Genomic DNA, 17,286 nt, shown 5'->3' with positions numbered 1-17,286 from the left:
AGACGCGAGCCACCGGCCTCCGCTGGTGCGGGGAGACCGGCGGCCGCGTCCGTCCGTCACGTCGGCGGCATCAGGACGCCGTCGATGAGGTAGACGGTGGCGTTGGCGGTGGTGACGCCGCCGCAGATGACGTTGGCGTCGTTGACCGTCATCGTCTCCGGCGTGCCGGCCACGGTCACCGGCGCGCCCTGGACGGTGGCCTGCTCGCCGATCACCTCGTCGGGCGAGAGCTGCCCGGGCACCACGTGGTACGTCAGCACCGTCGTCAGGAGGTCGGCGTCGGTCGCGAGCGTGTCCAGCGTCGCCGGGTCGACCGCGGCGAACGCGTCGTCGACCGGCGCGAACACGGTGAACTCGCCGCCGTTGAGCGTGTCGACGAGGTTCACCTGCGGGTTGAGCTCGCCGGACACCGCGGAGACGAGCGTGGTGAGGATCGGGTTGTTCGACGCCGCCACGGCGACCGGGTCGTCGGACATGCCTTCGACCGAGCCCTCGCCGTCCGGGACCTGGGAGGCGTAGTCGGCGCAGCCAGGGCCGACCGGGCCGGCCATCGCCTCCTCGGTCATGCCGTCGGACGGTGTGCTCTCCTCGTCCTCCGGCGTCGCCGGCGCCTCCTCGGCCGCCGCGCTGTCGTCCTGGGCGGCCGTGCCGCCGTCGTCGTCGCTGCATGCGGACAGGCCGAGCGTGAGCGCCGCCATCGCGGTCACGATCACCGGGGTCCGCTTCCTGGTCAGGAGCATCATGATGGGTTCCTCTCGGGATGGGTCGGTTCGGATTCGAGATCGGTTCGAGTCAGCTCACGCGCACCACCACCGAATGCCGGCCGCTCGACCCGTCCGGGAACGGCGGCGCCTGCTCGTCCGTCTGCAACTCGCCCGCGCCGTCGGTCGCGCGGACCCGCAGCGTGTGGTTGCCCGGCTCGGCGTCCCACTCCCAGGACCACTGACGCCAGGTGTCGGCGGAGGCCTCGCCGGCCAGCTCGGCCCTCCTCCAGTCGCCGTCGTCGACCTGCACCTCGACGGCGCTGATGCCGCGGTGCTGCGCCCACGCCACCCCGGCGACGACGACGCGTCCGGCGGCCAGGTCGGCGAACGAACCGGGGACGTCGATGCGCGAGGCGGTCTTGATCGGCGCCTTCGCCGCCCAGCCGTGGTCGGTCCAGTAGGCGGTGGCGCGGTCGAACCGGGTCAGCTCGAGATCGGTCACCCACTTGGTGGCCGAGACGTAGCCGTAGAGGCCGGGGACGACCAGCCGGGCCGGGAACCCATGCTCGACCGGCAGCGGCTCGCCGTTCATGCCGACGGCCAGCAGCGCGTCCCGCCCGTCCATGACGACGTCCAGCGGCGTGCCCGCCGTGAACCCGTCGACGCTGGTGGACAGCAGCATGTCCGCGCCGGGGCTCGGGCCGGCACGCGTCAGCAGGTCGGCCAGGGGGTACCCGAGCCAGACGGCGTTGCCGGCCAGTTCGCCGCCGACCTCGTTGGAGACGCAGGTGAGCGTGATCATCCGCTCCACCAGGTCCAGCGCGAGGACGTCGTCGAAGGTCAGCTCGATCTCCCGGCCGACCATGCCGTGGATGCGCAGCCGCCACTCCTCCGGCATCACCCGCGGCAGGTCGAGCGCGGTGTCGACGCGGAAGAAGTCGCGGTTCGGGGTGGTGAACGGCGTCATCCCGGACACGTCCAGCTCGACGCCGGCCGGGAGCGGCGGCGCGGGGTCGGGCGGCGCCGGCAGGCGCAGTGCGGCGCGTGCCTCGCGCACCTCCGCCAGCGTCCGCCCGAACCGGCGCCCGCCGGCCGCGGTCAGCACCGCCAGCCCCGCGACGGCCACCGTGAGGAGCAGGACCTGGCGACGGGGTAGCCGCGCGGCGGATGCGGACTCCCCCGACTCCGTCGGGTCAGCATCCGCCGCGCGGGGTCGAAGGCGGCCCACCAGCAGGGTGAGCGCGGCGGCCCCGGCGACGACGCCGGCGGCGGTGGGCAGCGCCCAGGTGAGGGTGCCCGTCGGACGGGTGGTGGCGGCGGCGACCGCCACCCCGCCCAGGACGACCAGCACCGCCACGCCGGCGCCGCGCCGCCACAGCTCCAGCAGCCCGCCCGCGGCCGAGAGGACCAGCAGGACGACGGCCATGCCGGCCAGCAGGACCAGTTTGTCGTTCTCGCCGAAGGTGCGGATGGCGAAGCTCTTCAGCCACTCCGGCGTAAGGTCGACGAAGGTGTTGCCGACGGCGAGGAACGGCGCGGCGGCCGGCTCGACGGCCAGCGACGCGACCAGCTCACCGACGCCCAGGGTGAGCCCGCCCGCCGCGATCCCGGCCAGGGCGGCCAGCCCCCGGGTGCGCCAGCGGTGCGTCGTCGCGGTCATGCCCGGTGTTCGGGGCGGTCCGCGCCCCGGATTGGTGCGGATCGAGGCATCAGCCCTTCGGCCTATGCCGTCCACAGGTGCGGCGGGTTCGCCGAGTTGTCCACATTTCGCGATCCGCCGGTGGAAGGCGGCGCCGCTGCCAGCAAGAGTGGCGGCATGCCGAACAGCAGTGCGAAACTCGCGAGAACAGGAGAACCCAGATGGTGGTGGTCGACATGCCGGCGGTCGAGCTCCCGGCCAGCTCTCGATGGTGGACGTTCGACGATCTCCTCGCGCTGCCCGAGTCGGACTGGCGGTTCGAGATCGTCGACGGCGGTCTGCTCATGACGCCGGGCCCGGGGCTCTGGCACGAGTCGGTCTCCGACATCCTGCGCCGGCGGCTCTGGGATGCGCTGCCGTCAGGCCTCCGCATCCTCGGTCCCGTCACCGTCGACATGGACCCGACCTACCTCATCCCGGATCTCATGGTGCTGCCCCACGACGTCGTGCGGCGCGGCGGGGCGAAGGCCATGGCGGCCGATGCGCTGATCGTCATCGAGATCGTGTCGCCCGCGTCCGCATCGGTCGACCGCATCCTCAAGCCGGCCAAGTACGCCGAGGCCGGCATCCCGCATTTCTGGCGGGTCGAGTTCCAGCCGGAGCTCAGCCTGACCGCCTACGCGCTGCCCGAGGGCACGTCCAGCTACACCGAGCTGGGCACCTGGACAGCCGGGCAGACGGCGCCCATCCGGGCACCGTTCGAGGTCGACATCGACGTCTCGGAACTCGCTCCGGACCGTTGATCGCCGTCACCACACGGGCGTAGGATCGTCGGCGGCCCCGTTCGGGGCGTCCGTCAATCCGACCCGCTGCTCCCGGGAGATCCCTGTGCCCCGCCGCACCGCGTCCGCGCGTCCCTCAAGTCAGCAGACCGCCACCACACCCTCAACGCCGCCGCTGACCGTCGCGTCAGCCGAACCCTCACAGCCGCCGCCCGGCACGTTCCGCCGACTCGCACCGTACCTCCTCCGCCACCGCGGCACCCTGATCATCTCCGTCGTCGTGGCCTTGGCCTGGGCGGTCGCGGTCGCCGCGGTCCCCGTCACCCAGGGCCGGGTGGTCGATGACGCCATCGACACCCGGTCCGCGCCGCTGCTGCCGATGATCGTGCTGCTCATCGGCCTGGCGGTGGCCCGCTTCATCCTGTCCAGCTGGTGGCGCTACGTCGGTGGCACCACCGCGTTCCGCATCCAGGACGACCTGCGCCGCGACGTGTACGACACGCTGCAGCGCCTCGACTTCACCGGCCACGCGCAACTGCAGAGCGGCCAGCTGGTGTCGCGCATCAGCGGCGACCTGCGCTACGTGCACATGCTGCTGAGCTGGATCCCGCAGGTGGCCGCGACGCTGCTGTCGTCGCTGCTCGCGGTGGTCGTCATGTTCACGCTGTCGCCGCTCATCGCCGCGTTGGTCGTCGCCGTCATCGTGGTGGTCTTCGCGGTCACCAACCGGCAGCGCCGCCTGGTGTACGCCGCCGGGTGGGACGCCCAGCACCGCGAGGCGGAGATGACCTCCCGAGTCGAGGAGGCCGTCACCGGCGTCCGTGTGGTCCGCGCGTTCGGCCAGCAGCCGGCCGAGACCGCGCGGCTGCACGGCGCGTTGCTCGACATGTTCCGCGCCCGCGTCCGGGCGGTCCGGCTGCGGGCGCCGTTCATGGCGTCGCTGCAGGGCGCGCCGCTGTTCGGACAGGTGCTGGTGCTCCTGGCCGGCGGACTGCTGGTCATCCAGGGCCGGCTCACCATCGGCGTGTTCCTGGCCTGCATCGGTTACCTCGCCGAGCTGATCGGCGCCGCCCGCGTCGCCGGCATGGTGCTGACCAACGCCCCGCTGTGCAAGGCGGCCACCGAGCGGGTCGGCGAACTGCTCGACCTGCAGGCCGAGATCACCGAGCCGCTGCGCCCGGCCGCCGCCGACGAGCGCGGCGGCGCGGTCTCGTTCCACCGGGTCCGGTTCGCCTACGCCGACGGCGACGGCCACCAGGTGCTGCGCCATTTCAGTCTCGACGTCCGGCCGGGCGAGACGGTCGCGCTGGTCGGGCCGTCCGGGTGCGGGAAGTCGACGGCGCTGTCGATGCTTCCGCGCTTCTTCGACGCCGACGCCGGCACCATCACCGTCGACGGCATCGACGTGCGCCGCTGGTCGCTGCCGGAGCTGCGCCGCCGCATCGGGGTGGTGTTCGAGAACAGCTTCCTGTTCTCCGACACCATCGCGGCGAACATCGCCTACGGCCGGCCCGATGCCGGCATGGACGAGATCCGCGCGGCCGCCCGTGCGGCGCTGGCCGACGAGTTCGTCGAGGCGCTGCCCGACGGCTACGACACCGTGGTGGGCGAGCAGGGCATCACGCTGTCGGGCGGGCAGCGGCAGCGGGTCGCGCTGGCCCGGGCGCTGCTGGCCGAGCCCGACATCCTGCTGCTCGACGACGCCACCTCGTCGGTGGACGTCAAGGTCGAGGAGCGCATCCACGCCAACCTCGAGCCGTTCCTCGCCGGGCGCACCGTCCTGCTGGTTGCCTACCGGGAGTCCACGCTGCGGCTGGCCGACCGCGTCGTGCTCGTCGACGACGGCCGGGTGGTCGACGAGGGCGGGCACGCCGAGCTGCTGGAGCGCAACGCGCTCTACCGCGACCTGTTCGGCGACGGTCCCGGCACCGATGTCGTCGCCGACCGGTCGAGTGATCTCCTGTCGCACGCGCGGTCCGGCCGGTTCGAGGCGACGGCGTCGGCGTGGGAGTCGCGCCAGGACGCCACCGGCTCGTTGCCCAGCCTGCAGCTCGCCGTGCCGCCCGCGGTGGCCGAGCGGATCGCCGCTCTGCCGCCGCCGAAGGATCCTCCGGGCGTCGACCTCGGGCGCGAGAACGTCACCCGCGGCCCGCTGCGGCTGGCGTCGTTCCTGCGCCCGTACGTCGGCGGCCTGCTGGTCGGCCTCGTGCTGGTCGTCCTGGAGGCGGCCATCACGCTGGTCAACCCGATGCTCGTGCAGCGGGCGGTCGACGACGGCATGCGCGCCGGCTCGACGTCCGTGCTGCTGTGGGTGTGCCTCGTCGCGGCGGTGCTGGTCGGACTGCTCTGGCTGGACCAGCGCACGGGGTATCTGTGGACGACGCGCAGCACCGAGCGGCTGCTGCTGGCGATGCGGGTGCGCATCTTCGGCCAGCTGCAGCGGCTGGGCATCGACTTCTACGACCGCACCCAGGCCGGCCGGGTGATGACCCGGATGACCTCCGACGTCGACGCGATCGCCCAGCTGTTCCAGGTCGGCCTGATCAACGCCGTCGTCAGCGTCGCCACGTTCGCTGGCATGACGATGGTGGTCGTCGCGCTGGATCCGATGCTGGCGCTGGTCGTGCTGGGGGTCGTGCCGTTCGCCGCGGCCGTCACCTGGTGGTACCGGCGGCGCGCGTCGGTCGCCTACGACGACGCCCGCGAGCTGCTGTCGACCATCAACGCCGACGTGCAGGAAAGCATGGCCGGCATCCGGGTCACCCACGCGTTCCGGCGCGAGGCGGTCAACCTCGGGCGGTTCGCCGGGCTCGGCCGCCAGTACGTCGCGGCCAGCCTGCGCGGGCTGTACGCGACGTCGGTGTACGTCGCGGCGATCGAGCTGCTCTCGGTGCTGGCCATCGCGGCGGTGCTCTGGGTCGGCGCGCAGCGCATCGAGGCCGGCACGCTGGCGCTCGGCACGCTGATCGCGTTCCTGCTGTACCTCGCCCAGGTGTTCGCGCCGGTGCAGCAGCTGTCCGCGGTGTTCGACGTGTACCAGCGGGCCCGGACGGGGCTGGTCAGGGTCCGCGCGCTGCTGGCGTTGGAGACGTCGACGCCGGTGCGGCCCGACGCCGTCCCCGTCGACGCGATCGCCGGCGACCTCCGGTTCGACGGGGTGCGGCTGCGCTACGCCGGCGCCGCCACCGACGCCGTCCGCGACGTCGACCTGCACGTGCCGGCCGGCCAGCGGGTCGCGTTCGTCGGACGCACCGGCGCCGGCAAGTCGACGCTGTCGAAGCTGGTCGCGCGGTTCTACGACCCCACCGACGGCCGGGTGCTGGTCGACGGCCGGCCGCTGGACGACCTCGATGTCACCAGCTACCGGCGCCACCTGGGGTACGTGCCGCAGGAGCCGTTCCTGTTCTCGCGCACCATCCGCGACAACATCGCCTACGCGCGGCCGGACGCCAGCGACGCCGAGGTCGAGGCGGCCGCCCGCGCCGTCGGGGCGCACGAGTTCATCACCCGGCTGCCGGGCGGCTATCACCACGTGGTGGCCGAACGGGGCCGGTCGCTGTCGGCCGGGCAGCGGCAGCTGGTGTGCCTGGCCCGGGCGCTGCTCGGCGACCCGTCGATCCTCATCCTCGACGAGGCGACGTCCAACCTCGACCTCGCCAGCGAGCGGAAGGTGAACCAGGCGATGCGGGTGGCGTCGGCCGGCCGGACCACCATCGTCGTCACGCACCGGCCGCAGTCGCTGCACTGGGTCGACCGCGTCGTCGAGGTGGCGGACGGCCGCATCGCCACCGATGAGCCCGCTCCCCGGTACGTCGAGCGCGTGCTGAGCCGGGCGAGCTGAGGCGGGCTGATTCACCCGGCCGGCCGGGGGCCACCCGGCCGGCCGGGGAGTCTCAGCGGGCCATGTTGGCCATGTTGGTGCCGCTGATCACCGCGTGCCGCAGCGATCGGCCGGGATCGGCCGCGCCGCCGGGAGCGGTGTCGTCCTCGTAGTTGGGGTTGTGGTAGCCGCGCGGACGGTGCCGCCGGAAGATCGCGTCGTAGTCGATGTCGCTGCGCGGGTCGCCGAACGGGATCATCCGGTAGCCCTCGCCGACGCCGACCGGCTGGTCGTCGCGGCGCTCGCCGTCCTTGGCGTGGTAGAGCGGGTAGCGCAGCGGCTGCGCGGCGATCTGGTCGATCGGGCTGAAGACGCTCTCGCGGCGCTGGCCCTCCCAGTCGTAGTACCAGCGGAACCGGTGCTGCGCCGAGTGCGCCCAGTAGATGTCGATCTCGCAGTAGCACTTCGTGCTGGGGGTGATGTCCAAGTAGTACTGCATCTTGCGGATGCCGGACTCGCCCCGCACCATCTGCGGCTGCGGCAGCGGCGCGCCCGTCACGCGGTCGACCGTCACCTGCACCATCGGGCCGTCCTGCAGGAAGCCGTAGGCGTCGGCGTGGTTGTGCGGGTAGATCGAGATGCGCCATGGCGCGGCGAGGTCGTTGATCGCCTCCCACTTCTGCGCCGCGAGGTCCCAGGCCTCCTTCGCCGAGCTGCCGGTCGGGTCGCCGCCGGTGCCCATGTACGGCATGCCGAGGATCGACGCGAACTCGAGCTCGATCTGGAAGCGGTCGTAGTCGTCGGTGGTCATGCCGCCGTTCGGGCCGCCCGGCCAGCTGTTGGGGATGAACCCGTGGTTGCCGATGGCCTCCAGCCCGGCCTCGTCGAGGAAGCCGCGCAGCGTCCGGGCGTAGTCGAGGTAGGCGGGGAAGTTCTCGCGCAGCAGCCGCCCGCTCTGCGTCAGTGGCGGCGCGGCCCCGCCCTGGTTCTCCGCGTGCTGGTTGTAGCCGGCGAACTCGACCTGCTTGAACCCGGCGCGGGCCAGGAACTGGAAGACCTCGCGGAAGCCGCCGGGCAGCGGGACCAGCGGTCCGAGATCGTCGGGGTCGGCGGGGAAGTTCGGGCCGCCCAAGTAGCCCATGGTGGGGGCGGGGTTGTTCCAGATGCCGCGCCGCGCGGTGGCGTCGCGCTGCGTGTACAGGATGGTGCCGCGCTTGCCCGGCGGGAGCAGCGGGTTGGGCACGTTCTGCACCAGCTGGTCGGCCAGCGCCGGCGTGGCGGGGGCGATGGCCGCCACCGCGAGCGTGCCGGCGCTGATCGTCAGCAGCCGGCGCCGGCTCAACCTGTGTTCCTGAGCCATGGTCGTCTCCTCGCTCCGTCGAAAGTGGGTGACCGTGCTCGAGATCGCATGCGGCATCGGAGCCAGGCTGCGGCCGACTTTCTACGGGAAGTGTTGAAAGCCACCCCGATGTTGGGGAAACACTAGCGGCATCTCGCCGTAACTGGCTAGATCCGATTCGTCCGGTTTTCGGACTCAGTACGTGGCCCGGCCGCCGGTCAGGTCGAACGTGAAACCGGTCGTGAAGCTGCAGGCCGAGGACGCGACGAAGGCGATCATCGCCGCAGCCTCGTCCAGCTCTCCGGTCCGCCCCATCGGGATCTTCGACACCATGTACGCCACGACGTCGTCGGGGAGCGCGGCCACCATGTCGGTGCGGATGACCGCCGGCGCGATCGCGTTGACGGTGATCCCCCGCTGCGCGTACTCCTTGCCCTGGACCTTCACCATGCCGATGAGCGCCGCCTTCGACGACGAGTAGGCGACCATGTTGGGGTTGCCGTCCTTGCCGCTGATCGACGCGACGTGGACGATCCGGCCGTAGCCGTTGGGCAGCATGTGCCCGAGGGCCACCTGGCTCACCACCATGGCACCGTGCACGTTGACGCGGTGCACGTGCGCGAAGTCGTCGAGGCTCACCTCGTGGCTCGGGATCCCGGTCTGCCCGGTGATGCCCGCGCAGTTCACGGCGGCGTGGATCGGGCCGAACTCGCCGGCGGCGGCGCCGAACGCGGCCCGCACGGCCGCCGGGTCGGTGACGTCCGCCGTGGCGGCCAGTGCCCGCCCACCGGCCGCTCTGATCTCGTCCGCCGCCTCGGCCGCCGCCGCGGCGTCGCGGTCGACGCACGTGACCGCGGCGCCCAGCCGGGCCAGGAGGCCGGCCGCGGACCGGCCGATGCCGGCACCGGCGCCCACGACGACGGCGGACTGGTCAGCGAACGAGATCATGGGCGAGCTCCCGGGGTCGAGGGTCACGAACGGGTCCGTGTGTAATAGGCCAGGTCGTCGATCTGGAACTGCATCGGCCAGGGACCCGTGGCGTCCGGTGCGGCGACCGAGACCTCGATCCGGGTGACGGCGCTACGGCCGGCCCACTCCGCCACCGGGACGACGATCTCGTTCCAGCTGCGCGGCAGGCCATGGGTGTTCTCGGCCTCCGCGCCGCTCCAGCGCTGCGTGATGAACTCCATCGCCGCGGTGAAGTACCGCACCCCGTCCGGCGTCACGGCGTTGAACCCGTACAGCAGCGCGCCCGGCCCGCCGAGAGCGGCGTCGGGGTGCACCAGCTCGGGCACGTCGTTGTCCGGGTTCGGCACCTGGTCGGGGTGGCGGGCCAGCAGGATGAGCGAGACCAGGACCCCGTTGTCCGACAGCGGCTTGATCTGCTGGTCGAGCTTCTCGACCTCGCTCCTGTCGAAGTAGTAGGTGCGGCCGCCCGACTCGAACCGGATGGTGTCGGCCGGGTCGGCCTCGGTGGCGAGCATGAGGTCGTTGACCACGAGGTTGATCGCCGCGTGCTGGACACCCAGCTCCTCGGCGTCGTCGGTCATCTTGACCTGCAGACCCTTCTTGTTCACCGCGTCCGGGTAGGGCCGGTCCGACGACGGCGTCAGGTCCAGCGTGTCGACGTGCCGGTAGGTGCCGGCCGGCACGCCGTCGACGACGGCGACGTAGCGGTGGTACAGCGGGTCCGGGCCGGCCGCGGGGTCGCGAGGTACCGCGACGGAGAAGGCGCCGCCGGCGTCCGCCCTCGCCCGGCCGACGATGGTGCCCGAGGCCCAGTCGACGACCTCCTGCTCGATGCCGAGGGCGTACACGTCGACGTCGGCTCCGGGCGCCACCGAGCCCGCGACCGTGACGGTGTCGTCCGTGGCGGTCACGGACGACACCCCCTCGGTCGCGGCGGCCGCGGCCGGCGGGTCACCGGCGGCTCCGGCCTGGACGAGCGCGCTCACCGTCAGCGCGAGCGCTCCGGCCGCGACGGCCACGGCGCTGCGCAGCCGGCGGGACGACGGGCGGACGTGGGTCATGCGAGCCTCCTCACGATCCGAAAGTCCAGGCGGCACCCGGCGCAAATCGATTCAGAACCTAGCGACGGCACCCGGCCGCGCTCCAGGATTCGGCCGGAAGCGGCCAGCGACGCCCGCCAGCTACTGCGTGGCCCAGTCCTCCGTCCAGCCGCCGTCGGCCGCCATCTCCGTCGCCCACTCGGTCCAGTCGTTGCGCATCTCCGCCAGCTGGTCCTCCAGCGACTTGTCACCCAGGAGGTAGCCGTCGTAGACGGTCTGGCCGTTCCTCGCCTTCGGCACGAACGTGACGGCCGGGATCGTCGGGGTCTCGAACCACGCGCCGGTCATCAGCCCCTCCAGACCGGGCGCCGGTTCGGCGTCGACCAGCGACGGGATGCCGCCGGAGCCGTCCAGCCACGGCTGGCCGCCCTCGGGGCTGGTGACGAACTGCAGGAACTTGACCGCGGCCTCCAGCTGTTCGCCCTCGGTGGTGGCCGGGATCATGTAGCTGGTGCCGCCGGGCGCGGCGCCGAACTGCGCCTCCTGTCCGGTGGACAGCTCGCTCTCGTCCTCGGTGATGGTCGGGAACGGCATGGTGCCCCACTCCCAGTCGACGTCGGCCAGGTTCTCCGCGGCGAAGTTGGTGCCGTACGTCATGGCCGCGCGGCCGCCGACGAAGTCGTCGTAGCCGATGAACGAGGCGCCGCCGGCGATGCCGGACCAGTTCGGCGTGGCGCACTCGTCGAAGAACTGCTTGAGCAGCTCCATGGTCTCGGCCACCTCGGGCGTCGCGGTCGGGTCGAGCTCGCCGGTGAGGATGGCCCGCGCCATGCTCTTCGGCGTCACCTGCGCCGCGGTGCCCGGCTGGCCGTCGGCGGCGAACTGGTTCCACTCCTCCGCGTGCGAGCTGAGCAGCATCGAACCGATGATCCCCATCGTCCAGCCCTGGCCGAGCCAGCCCTGGTCCATCGAGAACGGCACGTAGCCGGCGTCGGTGATGGCGGCGCACGCGTCCATCAGCTCGCCCCAGGTCTCGATCGGCGCCTCGACGCCGGCCTCGTCCATGATGTCGGCGTTGTAGTAGACGCCGACGATGACCAGGTTGAACGGGATGAACTCGTAGTTGCCGGCGGCGTTGCGCGCGGTCGGCGCGTCCGGGCCGAAGTAGTCCTGGTTGAACAGGTCGATCCAGGCCTCGTTGCCCTCGACGTACGGGTTCGGCTGGGCCAGGTAGTCGTCGAGCGCCACCACCTGGTCCGGCGTGTGCGGCGCCTGGTTGAAGATCAGCTCCGGCGCGGTACCGGCGGACAGCTGGGTCGACAGCGTCTGCGCGAACTCCGCGACCGGCAGCACCGTCGTCTCCACGTCGATGCCGGGCTCGGCCTCCTCGAACCGCTCGACCAGGTCCTCCCAGGCGGGGCCGAAGCTCTGCGGGTCGTTGTTCCACTGGTTCGGCCCCGACAGGGTGATGGTGACCCGGTCGCCGTCGCCGCCGGAATCATCCGATCCACAGGCGGCGGTCAGCGACGCGGTCATTCCGAGAACGGCAAGCAGCACCGTCGCCCGCGTACGACGTCGGACGAGTACGGACATGGCGGCTCCCTTCGACCTTTGAACGTTTCAGCATCGGTGGGTTCCCCCACATGGTGCCCGCCGATCGGCGACGACCCAGCGTCTTGACCGGAACCGGCCAGAACCTCGCCCCGGCTAGTGAGAGCCGGGCAGGCCACCTTGGACGCCGGCGAGGAAGTACTTCGACAGGAACGTGAACAACACCAGCAGCGGCACGCTGGCCAGCAGGTAGCCCGCGAACATCGGCCCGTACTCCGTCCCGGACTGGCCCTGGAAGAACAGCAACCCGACCGACACCGTGCGCAGCTCGTTCTCGGTGATGGTGAGCAACGGCCAGAAGAAGTCGTTCCACACGCCGTTGATGGTGATCAGCGCGACGGTGCCGATGACGGGCAGCGAGAGCGGGGTCATGATCGAGAGGAACAGCCTGGCCCCGCCCGCACCGTCGACCCGGGCGGCGTCGAAGAGCTCCTGCGGGATGCCCTCGATGAAGGTCTTCATCAGGATCGTGCCGATGACGACGCCGCCGGCGACGTGCGGGATGATCAGCACCGGATACGTGTTGAGCAGGTCGAAGTCGCGCATCATGACGAACAGCGGGATCAGGCTGGAGATGCTGGGCACCATCATCAGCGCCGCGATCACCACGAAGAAGAACGTCCGGCCGGGGAACGCGTATCGCGCCAGCACGAAGCCGGCCACCAGCGACAGCACGACGATCAGGACGATCGCCGCCGCGGCCACGATCACCGAGGCGAGCAGGTACGGCTGGATCTGCTCCCACGCCGTCGCGTAGTTCTCCCAGTGGAACGGCAGCACCGGCACCCAGTAGTTCTCGGAGAACTGCAGGTTGTCCTTGACCGACGTCGTGAGCATGAACAGGTAGGGGAACAGGCCGACCGCGACGAGGATCGTCAGCGCCGTCTTGACGCCCCACTGTCTGCTCATCGCAATCCTCGGACGTTGGTGGACGACGAGTCGGAGCGCCGGACGAACACCACGACGGCGCTGAGCACCAGCGTGAAGACGAATAGCGTCGTCGACAGCGTGGCGGCGTAGCCCCAGTCCTGCCCCTGGAAGGCGACGTTGATCATGCGCAGCACCGGCACCATGGTCGAGTTGTCGGGACCGCCGGAGGTGACGATGTAGGCCATGAAGCCGTACTGCAGCGTCCCGATCACGGCCAGGAAGAACAGCAGCCGCACCTGACGCGCCATCAGCGGCAGGTCCACGGTCCAGAAGCGGCGGATCCGCCCGACGCCGTCGAGCGCGGCCGCCTCGAAGATCTCCCGCGGGATGTTCTGCAAGGTGGAGTAGAAGATCAGGAACGGCAGCCCGGCGATGAACGGGAACCCGATGAACAGCAGTGACCACAGCGCGTACGACGGGTCACCCACCCAGTTCCGGGTCAGCCCCTCCAGGCCGACCGCCGTCAGCGCGCGATTGATGACGCCGTTGTTCGGGTGGTACATGAACGACCACACGAGCGCGGTGACGACGCCGGGGAAGGCCATCGGCAGGATCAGCAGCGTCCGGTAGACGAACTGCGCCCGCTGGCTGCGCAGCGTGATCAGCAGTTCGGCCGCCACCAGCGGGATAACCCACGAGACGATGCCGAAGACGAAGATGTAGCCGAGGTTGCGGAACGACCGCCACCAGATGTCGTCCTCGAGCATCTTGGCGTAGTTGTCCAGCCCGACGAACGTCGAGACCTGTCCCGGGTTCCAGTCCCAGAACGAGCGGACCATGCCGTTGAGCGCCGGGTAGTACTGGAACAGCGCGAGCACCACGAGCAGCGGAAGCAGCGCGAGGTAGGCGTACCACGCGATCGGGCGGCGGCCGCGCGCGGCACCGGACGGCTCTTCGACCGGCGCGGCGGCCGGTCGGGTTCCGGTGGTCGCGGCCATGAGCTGCCCTCCGTGCCGACGGTGGTGGGGGGAGTTAAACGATTCAGACCCTCACCCATGGCCGTCAGCGGTGTCAAGGAATCCGGGCGGCCCCGAGCGAGATGACCGCATCAGGCCATTTCGTTGATCGTCACTGCACGCCGGGCCACAGTCGGTCACTGAATCGTCTCAGCTCGGCAAAGGAGCCTGTCATGCGCCATCGCCGCCGCCTTCGATCCATCGTCCTGCCGCTGCTCGCGTCCGCCCTGGGGCTGGGTGCGCTGGCGGGCGTGCCCGCACGCGCGGCGCCCGACACCGCCGACGCCGACACCGCCGGCATCACCGGCGTCACCGTCACCGACGACGCCGTCACGGTGGCGGGAACGGCGCCGGGCGGTGCCCAGGTCGACGTGTACGCGCTGCCGACGGAGGTGCCCGAGACCGACTGGGCCGGCCGGGAGCCGGTCGCGACCGGCACGGCGACGCCGGACGGCGCCTTCACCGCCGACATCGGGCGCACGGCTGCCGACCGCGAGCTCTACTACAGCAAGTACCTCGCCGTGGTCGACGGGGCGCCACTGGGCACCTACCACTACGCCGACGACGTCCGCATCACGCCGGTCAACGACTTCCCGTACCCGCAGAGCCCGACCAAGAAGGGCCTGCAGGTGCAGATGACGGCCGACGCGGAGGAGCTGGGCGTCGGCCACGCCGGGATCAACGTCGCCTTCAACGACCTGATGCAGCTCACCGACGAGGGCCCGGACCGGTCCATCCCGTTCACCTGGAACGGGACGGAGTACTACTTCGACGCCGGCCACGTCGCGAGCCTCGACCGGCAGATCAAGCCGCTGTCCGACAACGGGGCGGTGGTGAACCTCATCCTCATCCTGTACCGCGACGACTCGCCGAACTCGGCCTGGCCGGTGCTCAAGCACCCCGACGCCGACCTCACCGGCGGCCCGGTCTTCGCGTTCAACACCGAGACGGCCGAGGGCGTGGCGCACTACACCGCGGCGATCGAGTTCCTCGCCGGCCGCTACACCCGCGAGGACCAGCGCTACGGCCGCGCCACCGGGTTCATCGTCGGCAACGAGGTCGACGCGCAGTTCGTGTGGCAGAACATGGGCGAGAAGCCGCTGGAGGAGTTCCTGCTCAGCTACGAGCGGGCGCTGCGCATCACCCACCTGGCGACGCGCACCGCCTACGAGCAGGCCAGGACGTACACCTCGCTCACCCACTCGTGGACGACGCCGAGCGGCCCCGCCGTCCCGGCCGGCCGTTTCTACCCCGGCAAGGACGTGGTCGACGGCCTCAACGCGCTGACCAAGGCGCACGGCGACTACGCCTGGCACATCGCCCACCACCCGTACCCCGAGAACCTGCTGGACCCGGCGTTCTGGGAGGACACCACCGCCACCCCCGACCCCGACACCACGCCGCGGATCACGTTCAAGAACATCGAGGTGCTCAACGCCTACCTGACCCGCCCGGAGCAGCTCTACGACGGGCAGCCGCGCCGGGTCATCCTCTCCGAGCAGGGCTGCAACACCCCCGGCGACAGCGCCGAGGCCGAACGGCTCCAGGCCGCGTGCTACGCGCTGGCCTACTACAAGATCCACTTCCTGCCGGCCATCGACTCGTTCATCCTGCACCGGCACGTCGACCACAAGCACGAGGGCGGACTGCGGCTGGGCCTGTGGTGGTGGGACGACAGCCGCCCCGACCCCGCGCCGCCGGCCGAGCGCAAGCTGATCCACGACGTCTTCACCTACATCGACACCGAACGGTCGCTGGAGGTCACGGAGTTCGCGCTCGACGTCATCGGCATCGACGACTGGTCGGAGCTGGTGGACGGCTGGGACCCGGACGCGCTCGCCGTCCGCGACCTCCCGGTGACCGCCGGCGCGAGCGTCACCGCCAGGCCGCTGCGGGCGACGACGCTGTTCGACTTCGCCGGCGGCACCCAGGGCTGGCGCACGTCCGACGCCGCGAACGCCGTCGCCGCCGACGACGGGTTCCTGCGGACCAGCTTCACCTACGAGTCGGGCATGTCGGCGAACCTGGCCCAGCTGTGGCGGGGCACCGACGTCGTGCTGGCCGAGCCGGCCGACGCGAGCGCCGCCGCCGCGCTGACGCTGCGGGTGCGGATCCCCGACGACGCCGACATCGGCTCGCGCTTCGCCAAGGTGCGGCTGTACGGCACCGACGGCAGCATCGCCGAGGGCGCGGCCCGGCTGCCCGCCGACGGCGGCTGGCAGAGCGTCGCCGTCGACCTCACCGGCTGGTCCGGCCGCGAGGGCATCGAACGGATCAAGGTGTGGGCCCGCGGCGACACCAACGCCGAGTGGTCCGGTCACTTCGACGTCGACGACGTCCGGCTGGCGAGCCGGCTGACCGGCGCCGAGCGGGTGGCCAACGTCGAGGTCGACGCGAGCGCGGCCGAGGGCATCGGCGTCGGCGATCCCGTCGAGATCACCGTGCGCAACGACGACCTGCGGCCGGTCGCGGAGCCGATCGAGGTCCGCGCCTGCGACGGTGTCGCCGTCGAGCCCGCCGCGCTCGACGCCGCCGGGCTGGCGCCGGGCGAGTCGCGGACGTTCATCGTCACGGTCGCGAGCTCGGCCCCGGCCGACGAGTACGACCCCGCCCTGTGCTTCGTGGCCGGCGGGCTGCAGTACACCGAGCGCGTGGACGTCCCGCCGCCGCCCGTCCCCGTCGCCACGCCGATCTACGACTTCGACGACGGCACCACGCAGGGCTGGCAGGCCGGTCCGGGCGTGGACACGGTGACGGCGGTGACGTCGATGGCGAACGGCCCGGGCATCCCCCAGGCCGGGACCCACCTGCTGGACGGCGCCGCGACGGTCGGCTCGTCGCTCGCACCCAAGACGATGTACGTCGACCCCGCCCAGCCGCTGGACCTCAGCGACGCCGGGAGGGTGGTCGCCTACGTCAACTCCTACGGCGGCGCGCCCGGCGCCACCGGCTACGAGGTGACCTTCACGCTGGCCTCCGGCGACGACGAGCTGACCGTCACCCAGCCGTACACGGCCGACCGGTGGAACGAGGTCGCACTCGACGTGTCGCAGTGGGCCGGCCGGTCGGCGATCGACCATGTGGAGGTGACGATGCACGCCGTCGGCGCCGACTACCCGACCTGGAACCCGCACCTCCAGGTCGACTCGGTCGGCTGGTTCCCAGCGGATTGACCGGTTTCGACTCCCACGGTAAGTTCACATCAGTGATACGAACTTCACATCCCCGACATCCGGAGAAGGTGGGAGTCCGTTGTCCGTGACGCTCGCAGAGGCCGACTCGGCCGGCACGACCTATCGGAACGTGTTCAGCCGCGACGAACTGGCCCTCATCGCGCTGTTCGCCGAAGGCCTGTGCATCGAGACGATCGCGCGGCGGTTGGAGCTGTCCGACCGCACCATCCGCCGCCGGTCGCGGGCCCTGTGCGACCGCATCGGCGCCACCAGCACCATCCAGGTCGTGGCCTGGGCCGCGCGGCGCCAGCTGATCTGACGGC

General features: G+C 71.4%; 12 protein-coding genes. 4 read left to right on the top strand and 8 right to left on the bottom strand.

The annotated features are described in order from the left end of the window. Positions 1-56: 56 nt before the first annotated feature. The gene (locus DY240_RS06820; RefSeq protein ID WP_119659255.1) at positions 57-740 is read right to left on the bottom strand and encodes a fasciclin domain-containing protein; all 684 of its coding nucleotides are present in this window, start codon (positions 738-740) and stop codon (positions 57-59) included. 52 nt (positions 741-792) lie between these two features. Beyond that, positions 793-2,364 carry a molybdopterin-dependent oxidoreductase gene (locus tag DY240_RS06815; protein ID WP_119659199.1) on the bottom strand — a complete coding sequence of 524 codons (1,572 nt, stop codon included), beginning with the start codon at positions 2,362-2,364 and terminating at the stop codon, positions 793-795. Positions 2,365-2,564: 200 nt separating this feature from the next. On the opposite strand from DY240_RS06815, the gene DY240_RS06810 reads away from it, so the two are divergent. Then, the gene (locus DY240_RS06810; RefSeq protein ID WP_119659198.1) at positions 2,565-3,146 is read left to right on the top strand and encodes a Uma2 family endonuclease; all 582 of its coding nucleotides are present in this window, start codon (positions 2,565-2,567) and stop codon (positions 3,144-3,146) included. 85 nt (positions 3,147-3,231) lie between these two features. Beyond that, the gene (locus DY240_RS06805; RefSeq protein WP_119659197.1) at positions 3,232-6,966 is read left to right on the top strand and encodes an ABC transporter ATP-binding protein; all 3,735 of its coding nucleotides are present in this window, start codon (positions 3,232-3,234) and stop codon (positions 6,964-6,966) included. Between the two features lie 52 nt (positions 6,967-7,018). On the opposite strand, the gene DY240_RS06800 is transcribed toward DY240_RS06805, so the two are convergent. The 6 genes from DY240_RS06800 to DY240_RS06775 all read right to left on the bottom strand — a co-directional run bounded on the left by DY240_RS06800 (position 7,019) and on the right by DY240_RS06775 (position 13,772). Beyond that, positions 7,019-8,305, bottom strand: coding sequence for a sugar phosphate isomerase/epimerase family protein (locus DY240_RS06800; protein WP_158602766.1), 1,287 nt, complete (start codon positions 8,303-8,305; stop codon positions 7,019-7,021). Positions 8,306-8,479: 174 nt separating this feature from the next. Beyond that, a complete protein-coding gene (locus tag DY240_RS06795; protein WP_119659254.1) occupies positions 8,480-9,232 on the bottom strand; it encodes an SDR family NAD(P)-dependent oxidoreductase in 753 nt (250 codons plus the stop codon). 23 nt (positions 9,233-9,255) lie between these two features. Next, positions 9,256-10,314: a DUF5722 domain-containing protein gene (locus tag DY240_RS06790; protein WP_119659195.1), complete on the bottom strand. Its 1,059-nt coding sequence runs from the start codon at positions 10,312-10,314 to the stop codon at positions 9,256-9,258. Positions 10,315-10,434: 120 nt separating this feature from the next. Further along, entirely contained in the window at positions 10,435-11,886 is a 1,452-nt protein-coding gene (locus DY240_RS06785; RefSeq protein WP_119659194.1) for an ABC transporter substrate-binding protein, read from the bottom strand. A gap of 114 nt (positions 11,887-12,000) precedes the next feature. After that, positions 12,001-12,813, bottom strand: coding sequence for a carbohydrate ABC transporter permease (locus DY240_RS06780; RefSeq protein WP_119659193.1), 813 nt, complete (start codon positions 12,811-12,813; stop codon positions 12,001-12,003). Further along, a complete protein-coding gene (locus DY240_RS06775; protein ID WP_119659192.1) occupies positions 12,810-13,772 on the bottom strand; it encodes a carbohydrate ABC transporter permease in 963 nt (320 codons plus the stop codon). The genes DY240_RS06780 and DY240_RS06775 overlap by 4 nt, the downstream gene beginning before the upstream one ends. Positions 13,773-13,963: 191 nt before the next feature. On the opposite strand from DY240_RS06775, the gene DY240_RS06770 reads away from it, so the two are divergent. Beyond that, positions 13,964-16,963: a DUF5722 domain-containing protein gene (locus tag DY240_RS06770; protein ID WP_119659191.1), complete on the top strand. Its 3,000-nt coding sequence runs from the start codon at positions 13,964-13,966 to the stop codon at positions 16,961-16,963. An 85-nt stretch (positions 16,964-17,048) separates the two neighbouring features. Then, positions 17,049-17,282, top strand: a complete 234-nt coding sequence (locus tag DY240_RS06765) for a LuxR C-terminal-related transcriptional regulator (RefSeq protein WP_199700961.1) — start codon at positions 17,049-17,051, stop codon at positions 17,280-17,282. The last annotated feature ends 4 nt before the right edge of the window (positions 17,283-17,286 follow it).

The organism is Jiangella rhizosphaerae (assembly GCF_003579925.1).
Taxonomy (GTDB): Bacteria; Actinomycetota; Actinomycetes; order Jiangellales; family Jiangellaceae; genus Jiangella; species Jiangella rhizosphaerae.
Note: the sequence above shows the minus strand (reverse complement) of the source record. Positions and strands in the feature narration are given on the sequence as shown.

What these genes read in the sequence shown, in the direction of transcription:
- DY240_RS06785 (WP_119659194.1), bottom strand. Translation starts at nt 11,886, where the DNA reads ATGTCCGTACTCGTCCGACGTCGTACGCGGGCGACGGTGCTGCTTGCC.
- DY240_RS06775 (WP_119659192.1), bottom strand. Translation starts at nt 13,772, where the DNA reads ATGGCCGCGACCACCGGAACCCGACCGGCCGCCGCGCCGGTCGAAGAG.
- DY240_RS06820 (WP_119659255.1), bottom strand. Translation starts at nt 740, where the DNA reads ATGCTCCTGACCAGGAAGCGGACCCCGGTGATCGTGACCGCGATGGCG.
- DY240_RS06770 (WP_119659191.1), top strand. Translation starts at nt 13,964, where the DNA reads ATGCGCCATCGCCGCCGCCTTCGATCCATCGTCCTGCCGCTGCTCGCG.
- DY240_RS06790 (WP_119659195.1), bottom strand. Translation starts at nt 10,314, where the DNA reads ATGACCCACGTCCGCCCGTCGTCCCGCCGGCTGCGCAGCGCCGTGGCC.
- DY240_RS06780 (WP_119659193.1), bottom strand. Translation starts at nt 12,813, where the DNA reads ATGAGCAGACAGTGGGGCGTCAAGACGGCGCTGACGATCCTCGTCGCG.
- DY240_RS06810 (WP_119659198.1), top strand. Translation starts at nt 2,565, where the DNA reads ATGGTGGTGGTCGACATGCCGGCGGTCGAGCTCCCGGCCAGCTCTCGA.
- DY240_RS06815 (WP_119659199.1), bottom strand. Translation starts at nt 2,364, where the DNA reads ATGACCGCGACGACGCACCGCTGGCGCACCCGGGGGCTGGCCGCCCTG.
- DY240_RS06800 (WP_158602766.1), bottom strand. Translation starts at nt 8,305, where the DNA reads ATGGCTCAGGAACACAGGTTGAGCCGGCGCCGGCTGCTGACGATCAGC.
- DY240_RS06795 (WP_119659254.1), bottom strand. Translation starts at nt 9,232, where the DNA reads ATGATCTCGTTCGCTGACCAGTCCGCCGTCGTCGTGGGCGCCGGTGCC.